At 56.4% G+C, this 18,387-nt stretch carries 16 protein-coding genes; 7 read left to right on the top strand and 9 right to left on the bottom strand.

Annotated features, from left to right (window positions below; genetic code table 11):
* A partial coding sequence (gene mfd / locus V7Q41_RS06115) for a transcription-repair coupling factor (protein ID WP_333844267.1) occupies nt 1–2,627 on the top strand: 2,627 nt, incomplete at its 5' end.
* A 27-nt stretch (nt 2,628–2,654) separates the two neighbouring features.
* Nucleotides 2,655–3,371: a phosphoserine phosphatase SerB gene (gene serB / locus V7Q41_RS06120; protein ID WP_333844269.1), complete on the top strand. Its 717-nt coding sequence runs from the start codon at nt 2,655–2,657 to the stop codon at nt 3,369–3,371.
* Between the two features lie 6 nt (nt 3,372–3,377).
* Here the strand turns inward: serB and uvrC are convergent, their stop codons facing one another.
* Nucleotides 3,378–5,345: an excinuclease ABC subunit UvrC gene (uvrC, locus tag V7Q41_RS06125; RefSeq protein ID WP_333844272.1), complete on the bottom strand. Its 1,968-nt coding sequence runs from the start codon at nt 5,343–5,345 to the stop codon at nt 3,378–3,380.
* Nucleotides 5,346–5,370: 25 nt separating this feature from the next.
* Here uvrC and earP point away from each other — a divergent pair, with 25 nt between their 5' ends.
* The 3 genes from earP (at nt 5,371) to V7Q41_RS06140 (ending at nt 8,049) form a co-directional block, all read left to right on the top strand.
* Nucleotides 5,371–6,474, top strand: coding sequence for an elongation factor P maturation arginine rhamnosyltransferase EarP (gene earP, locus V7Q41_RS06130; RefSeq protein ID WP_333844276.1), 1,104 nt, complete (start codon nt 5,371–5,373; stop codon nt 6,472–6,474).
* Nucleotides 6,475–6,546: 72 nt separating this feature from the next.
* A complete protein-coding gene (gene efp / locus V7Q41_RS06135) occupies nt 6,547–7,101 on the top strand; it encodes an elongation factor P (protein ID WP_310625195.1) in 555 nt (184 codons plus the stop codon).
* A gap of 84 nt (nt 7,102–7,185) precedes the next feature.
* Nucleotides 7,186–8,049, top strand: a complete 864-nt coding sequence (locus V7Q41_RS06140; RefSeq protein WP_333844280.1) for a TIGR00730 family Rossman fold protein — start codon at nt 7,186–7,188, stop codon at nt 8,047–8,049.
* Here V7Q41_RS06140 and V7Q41_RS06145 read toward each other — a convergent pair.
* Genes V7Q41_RS06145 through V7Q41_RS06175 form a run of 7 tightly spaced genes read right to left on the bottom strand, consistent with a single transcriptional unit; the run spans nt 8,024 to nt 15,750 of the window.
* On the bottom strand, nt 8,024–9,175 hold the full coding sequence (locus V7Q41_RS06145) for an MFS transporter (protein ID WP_333844283.1): 1,152 nt from the start codon (nt 9,173–9,175) through the stop codon (nt 8,024–8,026). The two genes, V7Q41_RS06140 and V7Q41_RS06145, sit on opposite strands and share 26 nt — an antisense overlap.
* Nucleotides 9,172–10,422, bottom strand: coding sequence for a DNA recombination protein RmuC (locus tag V7Q41_RS06150; RefSeq protein ID WP_333844286.1), 1,251 nt, complete (start codon nt 10,420–10,422; stop codon nt 9,172–9,174). Before V7Q41_RS06150 ends, V7Q41_RS06145 begins: the two co-directional genes overlap by 4 nt.
* Nucleotides 10,422–11,399, bottom strand: a complete 978-nt coding sequence (locus V7Q41_RS06155; protein WP_333844288.1) for a 2-hydroxyacid dehydrogenase — start codon at nt 11,397–11,399, stop codon at nt 10,422–10,424. Before V7Q41_RS06155 ends, V7Q41_RS06150 begins: the two co-directional genes overlap by 1 nt.
* A complete protein-coding gene (locus V7Q41_RS06160) occupies nt 11,399–12,823 on the bottom strand; it encodes a sodium:proton antiporter (RefSeq protein ID WP_442918811.1) in 1,425 nt (474 codons plus the stop codon). Before V7Q41_RS06160 ends, V7Q41_RS06155 begins: the two co-directional genes overlap by 1 nt.
* 51 nt (nt 12,824–12,874) lie before the next feature.
* Nucleotides 12,875–14,059, bottom strand: coding sequence for a nicotinate phosphoribosyltransferase (pncB, locus tag V7Q41_RS06165; RefSeq protein ID WP_333844290.1), 1,185 nt, complete (start codon nt 14,057–14,059; stop codon nt 12,875–12,877).
* Nucleotides 14,060–14,080: 21 nt separating this feature from the next.
* The gene (locus tag V7Q41_RS06170; RefSeq protein ID WP_333844292.1) at nt 14,081–14,788 is read right to left on the bottom strand and encodes a nitroreductase; all 708 of its coding nucleotides are present in this window, start codon (nt 14,786–14,788) and stop codon (nt 14,081–14,083) included.
* A complete protein-coding gene (locus tag V7Q41_RS06175) occupies nt 14,785–15,750 on the bottom strand; it encodes a histone deacetylase family protein (protein ID WP_333844529.1) in 966 nt (321 codons plus the stop codon). The genes V7Q41_RS06170 and V7Q41_RS06175 overlap by 4 nt, the downstream gene beginning before the upstream one ends.
* 213 nt (nt 15,751–15,963) lie before the next feature.
* Here V7Q41_RS06175 and V7Q41_RS06180 point away from each other — a divergent pair, with 213 nt between their 5' ends.
* Nucleotides 15,964–16,509 (top strand): phasin family protein, encoded by a 546-nt coding sequence (locus V7Q41_RS06180; RefSeq protein ID WP_333844294.1) that lies wholly within the window; start codon nt 15,964–15,966, stop codon nt 16,507–16,509.
* A 93-nt stretch (nt 16,510–16,602) separates the two neighbouring features.
* Here the strand turns inward: V7Q41_RS06180 and V7Q41_RS06185 are convergent, their stop codons facing one another.
* Nucleotides 16,603–17,499 (bottom strand): patatin-like phospholipase family protein, encoded by an 897-nt coding sequence (locus V7Q41_RS06185; protein WP_333844296.1) that lies wholly within the window; start codon nt 17,497–17,499, stop codon nt 16,603–16,605.
* A gap of 125 nt (nt 17,500–17,624) precedes the next feature.
* On the opposite strand from V7Q41_RS06185, the gene V7Q41_RS06190 reads away from it, so the two are divergent.
* Nucleotides 17,625–18,383 (top strand): 3-hydroxyacyl-CoA dehydrogenase, encoded by a 759-nt coding sequence (locus tag V7Q41_RS06190; protein ID WP_333844298.1) that lies wholly within the window; start codon nt 17,625–17,627, stop codon nt 18,381–18,383.
* Nucleotides 18,384–18,387 lie beyond the last annotated feature (4 nt).

Genomic DNA, 18,387 nt, shown 5'->3' on the forward strand with positions numbered 1-18,387 from the left:
AGCCCGTGTTCCAACGCTTTTGGCAAGACACCCAAGACCGCTATCGTTTGGTGCAGGGCGACCCCGAGCGCCCAGCGTTGCCACCTGCGCATTTATTTTTAAGCGCCGAGCAGTTTTACGCCTCGGCGAACAGCTATGCGCAGTTTGCACTGCGCCCGCATGTGACCGACGTCATTGACAACGCATTTGCCCAGACGTTGCCCGACCTCACTGTGGTGCGTGGCGCGGCAGACCCGCTGCAAAAGCTACAAGTGCACGCCAGCAAAACAGCCAACCGCTTACTCATCTTGGCCGAAAGCGATGGCCGCCGCGAAAGCTTGCTGGACTTCTTGCGCTCCTCCAACGTCACCCCAACTGCATTTGATTCGTTGGCCGATTTTCAAACCAGCGACGAAAAAATTGGCATTACCACTGCCGCACTGCAAGTGGGCTTTAGCTGGACCGAAGCTGGCCTAGAACTCATCACCGAAACCGAGTTGTTTGCTGTCGGCGCCACCACGCGCCGACGCAAAAAGCAAGAACAGGTGAGCGATGTCGAAGCCCTCATCAAAGACTTGTCTGAACTCAACCTCGGTGACCCCGTGGTGCACAACGCCCACGGCATTGGCCGCTACCGAGGACTCATCAACATGGACTTGGGCGAGAAAAACGCCGATGGTTCGCCCGCACTGCAAGAGTTTTTGCACCTCGAATACGCCGACAACGCCGTGCTTTATGTGCCAGTGAGCCAGCTGCATCTGATTGGCCGCTACACCGGCGTGAGCGCCGACGAAGCACCGCTGCACAAACTCGGCTCCGCCCAATGGGACAAGGCCAAACGCCGTGCCGCCGAACAAGTGCGCGACGCCGCAGCCGAGCTGCTGAACATTTACGCTCGCCGTGCCGCGCGCCAAGGCCACCCTTTCCGCTACTCACCACAAGACTACGAAACCTTTGCCAACGACTTTGGCTTTGAAGAAACGGCCGACCAACGCGCCGCCATTCATGCGGTCATTCAAGACATGATCAGCCCACGCCCCATGGACCGATTGGTGTGCGGCGATGTGGGCTTTGGCAAAACCGAAGTGGCCCTGCGTGCTGCCTTCGTCGCGGTCACCGGTGGCAAACAAGTGGCCTTGCTGGCACCAACCACCTTGCTGGCCGAGCAACATTTCCAAACGCTCACCGATCGCTTCAGCAAGTGGCCCATCAAAATTGCAGAGATGAGCCGCTTTCGTTCGGCCAAAGAAATCACCGCCGCCGCCAAAGGTTTGGCACAAGGCCAGGTGGACATCGTGGTGGGCACACACAAGTTGCTCAGCGAGTCAGTCAAGTTCAAAGACCTGGGTCTACTCATCATCGACGAAGAGCACCGCTTTGGCGTGCGCCACAAAGAGGCCATGAAAGCCATGCGCGCAGAGGTGGATGTGCTCACGCTCACGGCCACGCCGATTCCTCGCACCCTCGGCATGGCCCTTGAAGGCCTGCGCGATTTGAGCGTGATTGCCACCGCGCCACAACGCCGTCTTGCCATCAAAACTTTTGTGCGTAACGAAGGCAATGGCGTGATCCGTGAAGCCGTGTTGCGCGAACTCAAACGTGGCGGCCAGTGCTACTTTTTGCACAACGACGTGGCCACCATTGAAAACCGCCGCGCCCAATTGGAAGAGCTGCTGCCCGAAGCCCGCATTGCCGTGGCTCACGGCCAAATGCCTGAGCGCGAACTCGAACGCGTGATGCGCGACTTTGTGGCACAGCGCTACAACCTGCTGCTGTGCTCGACCATCATCGAGACTGGCATTGACGTGCCGAGTGCCAACACCATCATCATGAGCCGCGCTGACAAGTTTGGTTTGGCGCAGCTACACCAGCTGCGTGGCCGCGTGGGCCGCAGTCACCACCAAGCCTATGCCTACCTCATGGTGCCCGACACACAGGGCCTGACCAAGCAAGCCTCGCAACGCTTGGATGCGATCCAGCAAATGGAAGAGCTCGGATCAGGCTTCTACCTGGCCATGCATGACCTTGAAATTCGCGGTGCGGGTGAGGTGTTGGGCGAAAGTCAAAGTGGCAATATGTTGGAAGTGGGCTTTCAGCTCTACAACGAAATGCTTAGCGAAGCCGTGCGCGCCTTGAAGAACGGCGAAGAACCTGATTTGCTCAGCCCTCTGAGCGCGACCACCGAAATCAACCTACACGCCCCAGCCCTGCTGCCCGACGACTACTGCGGCGACGTCCACCTGCGCTTGTCGTTCTACAAAAAATTAGCCACCGCCAAAATCAGCGATCAAATTGACGCGCTGCTCGAAGAAATCGTGGACCGCTTTGGCAAACTTCCCGCACAAGCGCAAACCTTGATTGATGTGCATCGCCTGCGCGTACAAGCCCGCCACTACGGCGTGACCAAAGTAGACGCGGCACCCGGCGTGACCCACATCAGCTTCAAACCCAACCCACCCTTTGACGCCATGCGCATCATCGAGCTGGTGCAAAAAAACAAACACATCAAACTCGCTGGCAACGACCGTTTGCGCATCGAACGCGAACTGCCCGAGCCCAAAGACCGCGCGCAACTGGTGCGCGATGTGTTGCGCTCACTTGGCACACCCACCGCACCTGTGGCAAAGACAGCCGAGGTGCAGTCTTAACGTGCAGAGGCACACCATAATTAATCTATGACCACAGCCCCAGAATTCGCCCCTGGCCTTGCCATCCAAGGCTTCACTGCCCCGCTGAAACTCCAAGACTTCAAACTCATTGCGTTTGACATGGACTCGACGCTCATCAACATCGAGTGCATTGACGAGATTGCCGATGCCGCTGGCCGCAAAGCCGAGGTGGCCGCCATCACCGAGGCTGCCATGCGCGGTGAAATCACCGACTTCAAAGACAGCTTGCGCCGCCGAGTGGCCTTGCTCAAAGGCGTGCCGGAAGCGGCCTTGCACGAGGTGTTTGAGCAGCGTCTGCGATTAAACCCGGGCGCCAAAAAACTGGTGGACACCTGCAAAGCGCACGGCATGAAGGTGCTCTTGGTCAGCGGTGGCTTTACCTTTTTTGCCGACCGCGTGTGCGAAATGCTGCACATCGACTTCGCCCGCAGCAATGTGTTGGCGATTGAAAACGGTCAGCTCACAGGCGATGTGGTGACGCAAGACTGGGGCGACATTTGCGACGGCGCCGAAAAGCGCAAGATGCTGTTGCACATCTGTGCCCAAATCGGCATCAGCCCCAAACAAGCGATTGCCATGGGTGACGGCGCAAACGATTTACTGATGATGGGCGAAGCGGGCTTGTCGGTGGCGTATCACGCCAAGCCCAAGGTGCGAGAGCAAGCCATGGTGGCTATCAACGACGGTGGCTTGGACCGCTTATTGGAAGTGATGAAGGTTTAAAACCTGCTAGCGCAACGCGTTGTAAATCGTTTGCGCCAACTCCTGCGAAATACCTTCCACGGTACACAGGTCTGCCACACTGGCGTCGCCCACACCGCGTGCCCCACCAAAGCGCTGCAGCAACTTGGCCCGTTTCTTAGGCCCCACACCTGGAATTTCCTCTAACTTGCTGCCCCCCACGCGCACTTTGGCGCGTGCCGCACGCATGCCGGTGATGGCAAAGCGGTGGGCCTCGTCACGAATTTGTGCAACCAACATCAAAGCGGCCGAGTCGCGCCCCAAGTAGACCTTCTCGCGGCCATCGGCAAACACCAGCTCTTCCAGGCCCACCTTGCGGCCCTCCCCTTTTTCAACACCCACGATGCGCGACAGGTCTAGCCCAAGCGATTCAAACACCTCACGCGCCATGCTCACTTGGCCTTTGCCGCCGTCAATCAGCACAAGGTCGGGCAGTTTTCCCTCGCCTGCCCGCACCGCCTCAGCCAGCTTGCTGTAGCGACGCACCAGCACTTGACGCATGGCGGCATAGTCGTCACCCCCAGTGATGCCCTCGATGTTGTAGCGGCGGTATTGAGCGCTCTGCATTTTGTGATGCTGAAACACCACGCACGAGGCCTGCGTGGACTCGCCCGAGGTGTGCGAGATGTCAAAACATTCCACTCGGAATTGCTCTAAATCTTCAGGCGCTAAATCGAGTGCATCTACCAAAGCACGGGTGCGCGCTTGTTGCGAGCCCTCTTCGGCCAGCAAGCGGGCCAATTGAATGTCCGCGTTTTGTTGCGCCATTTCTAGCCACACACGGCGTTGCTCGCGCGGGTTGTGCACCGCCGTGATCTTCACGCCCGTTTGGTCAATCAAGGCTTGGAGCAACTCCTTGTCTACTGCATGGCTGGTGATGAGTGCGGGCGGCACAGGCACATCCAAGTAATGCTGACTCAAAAACGCATCCAGCACTTCAGCAGGCTCGGCATCGTCCACATGCACGGGAAAATAAGGTCGGTCACCCAAATGGCGGCCACCGCGCACCATGGCCAAGTTGACACAGGCTTTGCCGCCCTGCACTTTGACGGCGAGGATGTCCACGTCCTGGTCGCCCACCGTGTCCACAGCTTGTTGGTGCAGTACTTTGGAGAGCGCGCTCATTTGGTTGCGCAGCTCGGCGGCTTGTTCAAACTCCAGCTTCTGGGCATGCGCCAACATGCGGGACTCGACGCTGGACATCACCTCTTGCGTTTCGCCGCGCAGCAAACGCATGGCGCTGTCCACATCACGCTGGTAATCAGCCACGGAGATCAGGCCCACACATGGCCCAGAACAACGTTTGATTTGATACAGCAAACACGGCCGCGTGCGATTGTTGAACACCGTATCTTCACAGGTGCGCAAACGAAAAACTTTTTGCAACAGCTGAATGGCTTCGCGCACCGCCCACACACTGGGGTAGGGGCCAAAGTAGTCGTGGCGCTTGTCCACCGTGCCTCGGTAGTACACGACGCGGGGCACTTGTTGCGGGTTCACGCTCAAGTGGCTGGCTGTGGTGGCGTTGCCTAGGGCGACTGCCGAGTTAGCCTGTTTGAGAGCGCCATCGATCTTCACTGGCACACCACGCGTCAACTTCAAATACGGGTAACTTTTGTCGTCACGAAACAAAATGTTGTACTTGGGCTTGAGCGTTTTGATGAGGTTGTTTTCTAGCAGCAGCGCCTCAGCCTCCGAGCGCACCACCGTGGTTTCCATGCGCACAATTTTGCTGACCATGTGCCCAATGCGCGTGCCACCGTGTTCTTTTTGGAAATAACTCGCCACCCGCTTCTTGAGGCTATTGGCTTTGCCCACATAAAGCACCTGCTCTTGCGCATCGAAATAGCGATACACGCCGGGCAGCGCAGGCAAGCTGGCCACCAGCTCTAACAGCTCCGGCGGGTGACGCGGTGCTGCACTTTCTGGCGTAGCGTCTGAAGAGTTTTTGGACATGCCCGTATTGTGGACAATCTGAGACGTGAAAAAAATTTGGACTATTTTTTGTCGCGTCATCGACAACCATGGCGACCTTGGCGTGTGCTGGCGGCTGTGCGCTGACCTCGCACAACGCGGCCACACCGTGCGCCTGTGGGTGGACGACGCCTCGGCCCTCGCTTGGATGGCTCCGCAGGGCTGCGCGGGCGTGACTGTCCATCAGTGGCCCAACGATGCAACGCTCCAAGCGTTGGCGGCAAACACCTCGTTGACCGCAGGCGATGTGGTCATTGAGGCCTTCGGCTGCGAACTGCCCGAAACGTTTCAAGCGCTCATGGTGCAAGGCGAATCCCCCGTGTGGATCAACCTCGAATACCTCAGTGCGCAAAGCTATGTGGCCCGCTCACACGGCTTAGCCTCACCCGTGATGAGCGGACCCGCTCGCGGCGCAAGCAAATGGTTTTTCTTCCCGGGCTTCACGCCCGACACGGGTGGTTTGCTGCGCGACATCAACAACAGCCCCACGCTGCCAGCCACCTTTGACCGGACCGCATGGCTCAGCCAATTGCCACTGGACAGACCCATCACCGCCAACGAGCGTTGCGTCAGCCTGTTTTGCTACGAGCCCGCAGCTTTGCCCAATTTGTTGACACAGCTCAGCCAAGCCGATGAGCCCACACGTCTGTTGATCTGCCCAGGTCGACCCAGCGCCGCTGTGGCGGCCGCCACACAAGCGCTTCATATGCCCAGCAGCGGCAGGGGTCAGTTGCACATCAGCCAACTGCCTTACTTCAGCCAAACCGAGTTTGATCACCTGCTGTGGGCCTGCGATTTCAACTTGGTGCGCGGCGAAGACTCGCTGGTGCGCGCCTTGTGGGCTGGGCAAGCGTTCGCCTGGCACATCTACCCGCAAACCGACTTGGCACACCACGACAAGCTGCGAGCGTTTGAGGCGACCTTGGATATGCCTGCAGATTTACGACAATTTCATGCAGTTTGGAATGCGCTAGAAACCAGCCCACTTCCTGCACTGTCAGGCGCCACGCTTGGGCGCTGGCGGGATTGGAGTCGCCATGCGCAGCAACGATTGCTTGCCCAAACCGACCTCACCACTCAATTGATCCGTTTTGTGGCACAAAAACGTTAAAATAACTGGCTTTGCGAACCCCTTGGCAGCTTGAGCTGCATGGGCCACATTCCTCTCAGAAAACCTCACACTATGAAAACCGCTCAAGAAATCCGCGTTGGCAACGTCATCATGCACGGCAAGGACCCCATGGTTGTCCTGCGCACCGAATACCAACGAGGCGGCCGTGGCTCCTCCACTGTTCGCATGAAATTGAAAAGCTTGATCGCCAACTTTGGTACCGAAGTTGTGTTCAAAGCCGACGACAAGATGGACCAAGTCATCCTCGACAAGAAAGATTGCACCTACTCTTACTTTGCTGATCCCATGTATGTGTGCATGGACGCCGACTTCAACCAGTACGAAGTCGAAGCCAGCAACATGGGCGACGCCTTGAACTACCTCGAAGACGGCATGGAACTCGAAGTGGTGTTCTACGACGAGAAAGCCATCTCTGTCGAATTGCCCACCAACGTCGTGCGCGAAATCACTTGGACTGAGCCAGCCGTCAAGGGCGACACCTCAGGCAAAGTGTTGAAGCCCGCCAAAATCGCAACCGGTTTCGAAGTGGCTGTGCCATTGTTTGTGGCGCAAGGCGATAAAGTGGAAGTCGACACACGAACAGGCGAATACCGCAAGCGCGTCTAAGTCTTTATCGGTTAACCAATCAAGGCCTCTGCAGAGGCCTTTTTTTGGTTTTGACAAACCCTTTCTGGCGGTAACATCTCAGCTATGGATGGAATGCTAGACCCTCACGACCGACGCTTGGCCCAAGCTTGGGAAACCCTCAAAGCGCATTACGACAGCGGTGACTCACTCAAACCAGAATCCAACCGCTTGGCATTTGCCGACCCCGAATTTTTACTGCGCCGCGAAACGCGTGGCTTGCGCATGCAAATGGAAATGCTCAAGCCAGATTTGGCGCAAATCGCGCACGGCATTGAGCACACCGTGGTGGTATTTGGCAGTGCGCGTTTTCGCAGCGAAGAAGCGTCACACCGCGCCCTCCTACTCGCCCGGGCAACAGGTGATGCCCAGCAAATTGCCAAGGCCGAGGTGTTGGTGCGCAACGCGCGTTATTACGAACAGTCACGCGCCCTGGCCCACACCATCACCCAATTCAGCAAGCACCAAGCCGCTGATCAAAAACTGTTTATCTGCACAGGCGGTGGCCCTGGCATCATGGAAGCGGCCAACCGCGGCGCACAAGAAGCTGGCGGCATCAGTGTGGGCCTGAACATTGCGCTGCCTCACGAACAAACACCCAACCCGTACATCACACCTGAACTCAGCTTCAAATTTCACTACTTTGCACTGCGCAAAATGCACTTCATGATGCGCGCCAAAGCCTTGGTGGCCTTTCCCGGCGGCTTTGGCACGCTGGACGAGTTGTTTGAAACCCTCACGCTGGTGCAATGCAAAAAAGCCAAGCCAGTACCGATTGTTCTGTTTGGCAGCGACTACTGGAAGCGTTTGTTGCACCTTGAAGTGCTGGTGGATGAAGGCGCGATCTCGCAAGAAGACTTGGACTTGTTCACCTATGTCGACAGCGTGGATGATGCATGGAACTTCATTCGGGCTTTCTATGAACTCTGAGCAAATACGCGCTGCGTGAGCCCAAGCCCACCACCGCAGAGACGCACCAAAAAACGCCGCTGATACCAATCACGGCACCCGCCGCACCAAAAACTATGGGCATCAACACACTCGACGCGTTGATGCCCATCAAACGCAAACCCAAAGCTTCGCCATGCCGATGCGCTGGGGTAATTTGATGCAAGGTACTCATGATCATGGGTTGAACACTTCCGAGTGATAAACCGACCAACAGCGAGCAAGCGCCCATCAACCAAACGGTTTCGGTGAATGGATAGACCGCCAACATGAAGGAGGTGATGAGCATGGCACCTGTGATGACTTGCCACTCTTGCCAACGCGCCACAATGAACGGCATCATCATGCGAATGAACGCTGCGGCCAGCGCAAACACGCCCAAGATAGTTCCTATGGCAGAGGCGCTCACACCCCGCTCATGACCCAAAATAGGCACCACAAAAGTGTGCACATCCCAGCAGGCCGATAAAAACCAATTGACCATCAACAGGCGGCGAAACATGGGCTCGTTCAACAAATCCCAAGCACTGTTGTTTTCATGACCTTCAGGCATGACCACCTTGACCAACTCATGCGCTTGTCGAATACAAACCCAAGCCAACACAGGGAGCAGGGCCATGGCCGCGAACGCCCATTGAAAGCCCGCGTGGTCAATCAACAGGCCAGCCGTGAACGGGCCGATGAAGTTTGAAAATGCAGGCGCAATGGACAGCCAGCTGAAGGCTTGCTTCATCTGCGCCAAGCCCTGCGCCGCACGTCCCACGTGGCGCTGCAAGGCAATGATGGCAATACCCGTGGCACCCCCCGTCATCAGCCCACTGAAACACAACACAGGGAAAATAGGCCACACCCCCGCGGCACCCGCACCCAGGGCACCCATGAGCACGCTCCAAAAAACAGGGCGTTTCAAACCATGCAAATCGGCGTATCTTCCTGCAGGCAAAGCCAAGACCACTTGCGTCAAGGCAAACATCGCCAACAAAAAACCAACCGCAGCTTCGCTTTGACCGCTGCGCAAAGCCATCAAGGGAGCAGCCATTCGCATGCCCGCCATGCAGGCGTGCAGACAGACTTGACCTGCGATCAGCTTGGCAAGTTCGCGCTTCAAACTTGGGTGTCCGTGTCGTCCAAGGCCTCGTCAAACTTGGGCAGCAAGGCTTGCGCTTCCCCTTCGGGCAAGGCCTCGACGTTCTTTAAGGCGCGCCGCATTTGACGGCTGCGGGTGTCGGCACGGTCAAGGGTGTCGGCTGCTTTTTGCACTTGCTCGCGCACTTTCTCTACCCAGTCGCCATAGCGTTCAAACTCTGTTTTGACGGCGCCCAACACCTTCCACACCTCAGAAGCTTGCTGCTCCAAGGCCAGCGTGCGAAAGCCCATATGCAAGCTGTTGAGCATGGCCAGCAAGGTGGTGGGGCCAGCCAACGTGACGCGGTAGTCTCGCTGTAGGCTGTCCATCAAGCCGGGTCGGCGCAACACCTCGGCATACAAGCCTTCGGTAGGCAAAAACAAAATCGCAAAATCAGTGGTGTGCGGTGGGGCCAGATAGCTCTCAGCGATGCTCTTGGCTTCGGTGCGAATGCGCACCTCCAGCGCCTTGGCCGATATTTCAGCAGCCACAGCGTCCGCGCGGTCTTGTGCGTCGAGCAAGCGCTCATAGTCTTCGCGAGGAAACTTGGCATCAATCGGCAACCAGACGGGCTCCCCATCTACGCCGCCTCGGCCCGGAAAACGAATCGCAAAGTCCACGCGCTGGTTGCTGCGCGGCTTGGTTTCGACTTGCTTGGCGTATTGCTCAATTGTGAGCACTTGCTCGAGCAAGGCTTCGAGCTGCACTTCGCCAAATATGCCACGTGTTTTCACATTGGTCAGCACGCGCTGCAAACTGCCCACGCCATCGGCGAGCTTTTGCATCTGGCCAAGGCCGTTGTGCACTTGCTCCAGCCGCTCAGCCACTTGTTTGAAGCTCTCAGACAAACGCTTTTCCAGCGTGGTTTGCAGCTTCTCGTCGACCGTGCGGCGCATTTCGTCCAACTTGTCGGCATTGCTTTTTTGCAGTTGCTGCAGCTGTTGGTTCAGCGTGTCGCCAATGCTTTTTTGCATGAGCGTGAGTTGCTGCACTTGGCTTTGTTGAAACACCGCCAGGTTTTGCGTCAGCTCTTGACGGCCGCCGCGTGATGAGTCGGTAATTTCGGTGCGCAGCTCGCGCTCAATGCGCTCCAACTTTTCGTGCAGGCTTTGCAAGCTCTGCTGCAAAGCCAAAACAGCTGCTTCGTTGCTGCTGCTAGTGCGACGCAAAAGCAACAACAAAAGCAAGGCGATGACAACGCCAAAACCTACCGCAACCCAAATTTCCATCACGCAACAACCGTGTTCAAAGGCGTCAAAGGCTTGCCCTCGGCGAAAAAGCTGATGAGGTTGTCCGCCGCCAAATTGGCCATGGCCAGACGCGTGGGGATGGATGAGCTGGCAATGTGCGGGGTCAGCACCACATTGGGCACGGTCAGCAAATCGGGGTGGACCTTGGGCTCGCCCTCAAACACATCAAGACCCGCCGCCGCAATTCGTTTTTCGCGCAAAGCCACGGCCAATGCCGCGTCGTCCACAATGCCACCGCGAGCGATATTGACCAAGGTGGCGCTGGGCTTCATGAGCGCCAACTCAGCGGCACCAATGGTGTGGTGAGACTCGGCGCTGTAAGGCACCACCAACATCACGTGGTCAGCCGTTTTCAGCAATTCTTCTTTGCCCACATACATGGCTTTGCATTGGCTTTCCGACTCTGCACTGAGGCGTGAGCGGTTGTGATAAATCACCTTCATGCCAAATCCGTGCGCGGCGCGACGGGCAATGCCTTGGCCGATGCGGCCCATCCCAATGATGCCGATGGTCGAACCATGTACCTCGGATCCGGCAAACATGTCATAGCTCCACTTGGTCCACAGACCAGCACGCAAGTAGTGCTCGCTCTCGGTCACGCGCCGGGCCGTGGCCATCAACAGTGCAAAGCCGAAGTCGGCGGTGGTTTCGGTCAACACATCGGGCGTGTTGCTGGCCAGCACCCCCGCCGCGGTCATGGCGGGCACGTCAAAGTTGTTGAAGCCCACAGCCATATTGGCCACGATGCGCAACTGCGGGTTGGCTTGCAACAGCGCAGCATCGATGCGCTCGCTGCCGGTGGTCAAAGCGCCCACTTTGCCTTGCATGCGACGGGTCAGCTCTGCAGCAGACCAGACCTCATCTGCTTGGTTGCTCTCGACTTCAAACACCTGCGCCAAAGACTGCAGGACTTCAGGGAAGATGGCGCGCGCCACCAAAATGGAGGGTTTAGACATTATTTGAACCATATAAAACTCATGACAACGAACAAAGGAATCAAGACAGCGCCAGACCACAACATGTAACCAAAAAAGCTGGGCATTTTCACGCCACGGTCTTCGGCAATGGCTTTGACCATCAGGTTGGGCGCATTACCGATATAGGTATTGGCGCCCATGAACACGGCACCCGCCGAAATCGCGGCCAGCGTCGAGGCCAAGGTGGTCATCAACACCTGCGGGTCACCACCTGCGGTGTTGAAGAACACCAAATAGGTGGGCGCGTTGTCGAGGAATGAACTCAAAGCACCGGTGATCCAGAAATACATCATCACATCGGGGCTGCCATCGGGTTGGGTGACGGCTTGGACGACTGCGCCAAAAGGGCCGTTGACTCCTGCCTTGAGCATGGCGATCACCGGAATGATGGTCAGGAAAATACCGGCAAACAGCTTGGCCACCTCGGCCATGGGCCCCCAGCCAAACTGGTTGTCTTCGTGAACTTTGGCTGGCGTGATTTTGAGTGACAGGAAAGTCACAACCAAAAGACCCAGATCGCGCAACACGCCGGGAAGGCCCACTTCTGTGCCGTAAATATTCAAAGATACCGAGGATTTCCAGAAACCGCTCATCAACACCAAGCCAACAACAGCGGCCAACAGCCAGTAGTTGATAGCACCATCAAAACCAATGCCTTTTGAGTCAGGTGTCGGGTCTTGCGGCAACAACTCTTCGCGGCGATGGTAGAACCACGAGTCCAGCGCAAAGAAGATAGCCAACAAGCTGCCCACCAAAAACAAAGTCTGAGGAAGAATGTTTTGAACGGTCCAAAAGAAGTCCACACCCTTCAAGAACCCCAAAAACAAGGGTGGATCACCTAAAGGCGTCAAGGAGCCGCCAGCATTGGAGACGATGAAGATGAAAAAAACCACCACATGCGCCACATGCTTGCGGTTGTCGTTGGCGCGGATCAAAGGGCGAATCAACAACATGGAAGCACCCGTGGTGCCCATGAAGCTGGCCAGCACTGCACCGATCGCCAAAATGGCGGTGTTCAGACCCGGGCTGCCGTGCAAGTTACCCCGAATGAAAATGCCGCCCGAGACGGTAAACAAGGCCGTCAGCAAAATGATGAAGGGGATGTATTCTGCGAACAAGGCATGCACGGTGTTGGCCCCAGCCTCGGCCGGGCCGAACATCCAAGCGAAGGGCACCAAGAAAGCCAAGCCCCACGCGGCGGCGACTTTGCCGTAATGGTGGTGCCAGAAATGAGGCAGCAACAAAGGCATCAAGGCAATGGACAGCAAGAGACCTGCAAATGGCACGCCCCAAATTGCCGACAGCTGCGCGCCGTCAAAATCGGCGGCCCAAGCCCCGCCAGACAGGGTCAGCAACATCGGTAAAGCTAGCCAAGGAATCCACCGCATTGTCAATCGCGTCATGAAAAAACTCCTTTTAATGGTGCAACATGTTTGCGACGGGCCCGATTTTTTTCAGGCACTCGGGGCAATTTCAAAAACCTGACGCAGATACGCCAAGTACTTCTCGTCATCACACATCCCTTTGCCAGGTGAGTCTGAGAGCTTGGCCACTGGTTGGCCGTTGCACTGCGTCATCTTGATGACGATTTGCAAAGGCTCGTAGCCCAAATCGTTGGTCAAGTTGGTACCAATACCAAACGCCAACTGACATCTGCCACGGAACTGCTGGTAGAGGGCAATGGTTTTTTCTACGGTCAATCCGTCAGAAAAAATCAGCGTTTTGGTCATGGGATCGACGCGGTTAAGGCGGTAATGCGCAATCATGCGCTCGCCCCAATTAAACGGGTCGCCACTGTCGTGACGAGCCCCATCAAAGAGCTTGCAAAAGTACATGTCGAAATCGCGCAAAAACGGCTCGATGCCGTACACATCACTCAGTGCGATGCCCAAGTCACCTCGGTACTCACGCGCCCATGTCTCAAAGCCAAAGACTTGGCTGTCGCGCAAGCGCGGGCCCAAGGCTTGGCAAGCTTGCAAGTATTCGTGGGCCATGGTACCCAAGGGCGTCAGGCCCAACTTCATGGCAAACAACGCATTGCTCGTACCCGCCAACTGCCCGCTGCTGCCAGTACCCAGTTTAGAGATGAGCACCCGCAAAAGCTCTTCATGCCACGCCTTAGAGAAACGGCGGCGCGTACCGTAATCAGCAATTTTCAAATCGCTCAAACGCTCAGCGTGCAAGGCTTCTATCTTTTGATCCAAGCGGCGGCGACCCTCCAAGAAGTCAGGCACTTTTTGCGTGTTGCGAAAGTACACCTCGTTGACGATGGCCAAGACGGGAATCTCGAAAAGAATGGTATGTAGCCAAGGGCCTTGGATGCTGATGTCAATCTCGCCACTCGAGTGCGCATTCACCTGAATGTATTTTTCGTTGAGACGAAACAAGCCTAAAAAATCGACAAAGTCGCTCTTGATGAAGCGCAAGCTACGTAGCCACGACAACTCGGCATCTTGAAAATGCAGACTGCACAGCGAGCGAATTTCATCGCGTATCTCTTGCACATAGGGTGCGAGCGCTACCCCCGGGTTGCGGCACTTGAACTTGTACGACACCTGTGCACTAGGAAATTGATGCAGCACGGCCTGCATCATGGTGAATTTGTAAAGGTCAGTGTCGAGCAGACTGGTGATGATCATTGCAAACTCACTGAATCGCGCTCAGGACACCCAATGGGTGAACTCATTCACCGATACACGCGGCGTGAGCAAAGTATTGACTTTGTTGACATTGCAAGCGAAACCCATCGCCATGCCGCAAACCAAGCGCTCATTTTCTGCAGCACCAATGTGCGGCAAGATGATGCTGTGAAATGTATTCCATGCCGCTTGCGGACAGGTATGCAAGCCACGGGCACGTGCTGCCACCATGATGTTTTGCAAAAACATGCCGTAATCCAACATCGAGCCACGTCCCAAGATGGTGTCAATCGTGAACATCAAGCCCACAGGTGCATCAAAAAACCTGAAGTTGCGTTGCTGCTGAACATGCATGAGGTCTTTGTCTGCCTTGCCAATACCCAGCAAACCATACAAGCTCCAACCATTTTCACGCCGGCGGTCAATGTAGGGGCTGACCCATTTTTCAGGGTAGTAGTCATATTGTTCTTCGTATTGTTTGGCCACTTCGGGGTTAGCGCGAACGGCCTCATGGGCGGCGCATACTTTGCGAACCAAGGCGTCCAGCGGCTCTCCCTGCAACACATAGACCTTCCAAGGTTGGGTATTGGTGCCCGAGGGGGCTCGGCTCGCCACTTGCAAAATATCGGCAATCATCTCGCGTGAGACAGTTTGCTGCGTGAAAGCGCGAGCAGACATGCGTGAGGTGATGGCGTGGTCCACAGCGGCCACAGCGGCGGAATCGGTCATGGGTGAATCTCCGTTGGGTTGTTTGAGTCTTTGTGTAGATTTTGCCAGCGTTGCCAGTACGCATAGGCGACACGGTAGGTGTTGACTTGAACCTGAACTGTATGTGTCATTTCCTTGCCATAGCCACCGGCCATCGAAAACGCCAAGGGAATGCGCTTGGACCACGCCCAGTCAAACACACGGCGATCACGGGCCTCTAAGCCATCAAAGCTCAGGCTGAGGCGGCCCAAGCGGTCGCCCTCGTGCGGGTCGGCACCCGCCAAGTAAATCACCAAGCCGGGCTGAAAGCGGGCCTCTAACTCGACCAAAGCTTGTTCTAGCGCCTCTAGATAGGTCGTGTCATCGCAGCCGTCTGGCAGCTCTATGTCTAGATCGCTGATTTCTTTATCGAATGGAAAATTACGCGCACCATGCATGGACAAGGTAAATACATGCGCGTCGCGCTCAAAAATACGCGCCGTGCCGTTGCCTTGATGCACATCTAAATCAATGATGGCGACTTGCAGCGGATGCTTGTGCATGCGTCCCCACTCGGCTTGCATCAGGCGCGTGGCCACTGCGGCGTCATTGAACACACAAAAGCCACTGCCTTTGTCGGCATAGGCATGGTGTGTGCCACCTGCCAAGTTGGCCGAAACGCCTTGGCCGCCAAACAAGGCCAAGCGAGCTGCCATCACCGTGGCGCCAGCGGAGCGGCGCGAGCGCTCGACCATGGCTGGCGTCCAAGGAAAACCTATTTCTTTTTGCTGCGACTCGCTCAGCGCGCCTTGTGCCACCGCTTGGATGTAGCTGGGTGTGTGCACCAAGGCCAATTCCCCATCGCTGGCCGCTGGCGCAGGCTCAAGGTTCACATCAGGCAGTTCAGTGTTCAGCCGGTCACGCAACAAGCGGTACTTGGCCATGGGAAACCGATGGCCAGGTGGCAGGGGCAACACAAATTGGTCCGAATAAAAAGCGCGCATATCCTTCAAAAGCCGCATGAAACAAGGCTGCATTGTGGCCAGTTTCCAAAAGCCTGCGTGGATCTTGAAAAACTTCAAGTTTTAGAACTTCGCCTCTAATCAGCCCTCAAACGACCCTCAAGCTCTTGCAAAGCCGCGGGATAACCCTAAACTCCACCCCAATGCTGCAACGCAACATTTTCTGCAAGCCAACTTAACTACTGGAGTATTTTCATGATGAACGTCGAACAAATCACCGCCACCCACAAAGCCAACCTGGACAACCTGTTTGGCCTGTCCAACAAAGCCTTCGCTGGCGTTGAAAAAATGGTTGAACTCAACCTCACAGCAGGCCGCGCTGCTTTGACCGAATCCGCCGCTCACGCACATGCCGTGATGGGCGTCAAAGACGCACAAGAGTTCATTGCATTGCAAACCAGCTTCTTGCAGCCTTTGGCTGAAAAGTCTGTGGCTTACAGCCGTCACATCTATGACATCGCCCAAGGCACTGGCGCTGAATTCACCCAAGGTCTCGAAGGCAAAGCGGCTGAAAGCCAAAACGCCGTTCAGACATTCATCGAAACAGCTTTGAAAAACGCACCCTCTGGCTCTGAACAAGCTGTGGCCTTCTTCAAACAAGCCGTGACCGCCAGCAACACTGCAGTGGAGTCGGTGCAAAAAGCCGTTAAACAAGCCACTGACTTGGCTGAATCACACATCCAAACCGCCACTGAAACCGCAGTCAAAGCCACCAAAAGCACTGTGGCCAAAAAGCGTTAATTTGTCACGATTGTCTCCTCGGATTCTTCGTCACCGCAGGGTGCAGGAATCCCTTCAAGGGTCCGCCGCAAGGTGGGCCCTTTTTTTACGTTGTCATTGCACGGCCAACGCCGCCTTGAGCTTAGGCAGGGCTTGCAGCATGGCAGCTCGGCCTGCATCAATCGAGCGACGACGCGCTTTGAAATCGGCACTGCCCACATCGTTCAAGGCGGGTCGCACCACCAAATCAGCCTCACGCAATTCAAAGTAACTGATGCTCTTGCCCATGATGGTGAAGGTCTGCATCAAGATGTCGAACATGTCTCCAGTTTTGCCAATGTCAGGAGGGCTCGAGATGTCCACAGCCAACACGTATTCAGCGCCCATCTGACGCGCATAGCGCACAGGGACGGGCGACACCAAACCGCCATCGACAAACTCGCGGTTGCCAATACGCACCGGTTCAAACACAGCAGGAACCGAGCTGGATGCGCGCACCGCCGTGCCCACATCACCGCGCTGAAACAAGACGCCATCGCCTGTTTTCAAATCAGTCGCGACGATTCCCAAAGGCATTTTGAACTCTTCAATGCGGCGTCCGCCTGTTTGCTTGCTGATGTAGCGGGCCAAGCCATCGCCACGCATCATGCCGCGACCCAGCAAGGGCACGGTCCAGTCGGTGATGGTGGCTTCTTCCATGGTCTCGGCCGCTTTTTGCAACTGTGCGCCGTCTTTGCCACTGGCATAAAACGCGGCCACCACACTGCCAGCCGAAGTGCCCACCACCAAGTCGGGTTTGAGGCCGGCCTCCTCCAGCACCTGAATCACACCCACATGCGCAAAGCCGCGAGCTGCACCGCCGCCCAAGGCCAGACCGAACTTGGGCACCCGTTTGGGTTGAACCACTGGCATGTCAGGCCGTGCCACATCCACAGGCGCCAATGGGCCAGGCGAGGTGCAACCCGCCAACATCACCACGCACGCCACAACACCCCAAGCACGCAAATTCATGCCATCTACCTCATAAAAACAATCACCAGACATTGTCCTAGATGGCCGTGACCCGCCAAGGCCATCCCGCATAATTGACGTTTACGTTAACGTTAATCATTTTTTGTAAACCACTGGAGCCATTCATGGACATCAAAGGCAAAGTTTTTATCGTCACAGGCGGCGCATCGGGCCTAGGCGAGGGCACGGCGCGCGCCTTGGCCGCTCAAGGCGGCACCGTGGTGATTGCTGACATGCAGGCGGACAAAGGCGAAGCTGTGGCCAAAGACATTGGCGGTGCCTTTGTCACATGCGATGTGAGCAACGAGGCCCAAGCCCAAGCGGTGGTGAACAAAGCCGTCTCATTGGGCAAGCTGATGGGCTTGGTCAACTGCGCGGGCATAGCCCCTGCCGAAAAAACTGTGGGCAAAAACGGCGCGCACGCCTTGGCGTCCTTCAGCAAAACCATCACCATCAACTTGGTGGGCAGCTTCAATATGATTCGCTTGGCCGCTGAAGCCATGTGCCACAACGAACCCGAAACCACAGGCGAGCGCGGTGTGTTGATCTCGACTGCCTCGGTGGCCGCCTTCGACGGCCAGATAGGCCAAGCAGCCTACAGCGCGTCTAAGGGCGGCATCGTGGCCATGACCTTGCCTATCGCACGCGACCTGGCCCGCAATGGCATTCGCAACATGACCATTGCCCCAGGCATCATGGGCACGCCCATGCTGTTTGGCATGCCCCAAGACGTACAAGATGCACTCGCCGCAGACGTGCCCTTCCCTTCTCGCTTGGGCACGCCTCAGGACTATGCCAAGTTGGTCCTGCACATCTTTGACAATGATTTGCTCAACGGCGAAGTGATTCGTTTAGATGGGGCGATCCGTTTGGCACCGAAGTAAGCCA

Origin of the sequence: Limnohabitans sp. (assembly GCF_036804465.1) — a bacterium.
Lineage (GTDB): Bacteria > Pseudomonadota > Gammaproteobacteria > Burkholderiales > Burkholderiaceae_C > Limnohabitans.

Excerpts from the sequence above, each read along its gene's own strand:
- serB (WP_333844269.1), top strand. The coding sequence starts at position 2,655 with ATGACCACAGCCCCAGAATTCGCCCCTGGCCTTGCCATCCAAGGCTTC.
- uvrC (WP_333844272.1), bottom strand. The coding sequence starts at position 5,345 with ATGTCCAAAAACTCTTCAGACGCTACGCCAGAAAGTGCAGCACCGCGT.
- efp (WP_310625195.1), top strand. The coding sequence starts at position 6,547 with ATGAAAACCGCTCAAGAAATCCGCGTTGGCAACGTCATCATGCACGGC.
- V7Q41_RS06140 (WP_333844280.1), top strand. The coding sequence starts at position 7,186 with ATGGATGGAATGCTAGACCCTCACGACCGACGCTTGGCCCAAGCTTGG.
- V7Q41_RS06150 (WP_333844286.1), bottom strand. The coding sequence starts at position 10,422 with ATGGAAATTTGGGTTGCGGTAGGTTTTGGCGTTGTCATCGCCTTGCTT.
- V7Q41_RS06155 (WP_333844288.1), bottom strand. The coding sequence starts at position 11,399 with ATGTCTAAACCCTCCATTTTGGTGGCGCGCGCCATCTTCCCTGAAGTC.
- V7Q41_RS06160 (WP_442918811.1), bottom strand. The coding sequence starts at position 12,823 with ATGACGCGATTGACAATGCGGTGGATTCCTTGGCTAGCTTTACCGATG.
- pncB (WP_333844290.1), bottom strand. The coding sequence starts at position 14,059 with ATGATCATCACCAGTCTGCTCGACACTGACCTTTACAAATTCACCATG.
- V7Q41_RS06170 (WP_333844292.1), bottom strand. The coding sequence starts at position 14,788 with ATGACCGATTCCGCCGCTGTGGCCGCTGTGGACCACGCCATCACCTCA.
- V7Q41_RS06175 (WP_333844529.1), bottom strand. The coding sequence starts at position 15,750 with ATGCGCGCTTTTTATTCGGACCAATTTGTGTTGCCCCTGCCACCTGGC.
- V7Q41_RS06180 (WP_333844294.1), top strand. The coding sequence starts at position 15,964 with ATGATGAACGTCGAACAAATCACCGCCACCCACAAAGCCAACCTGGAC.
- V7Q41_RS06185 (WP_333844296.1), bottom strand. The coding sequence starts at position 17,499 with ATGAATTTGCGTGCTTGGGGTGTTGTGGCGTGCGTGGTGATGTTGGCG.
- V7Q41_RS06190 (WP_333844298.1), top strand. The coding sequence starts at position 17,625 with ATGGACATCAAAGGCAAAGTTTTTATCGTCACAGGCGGCGCATCGGGC.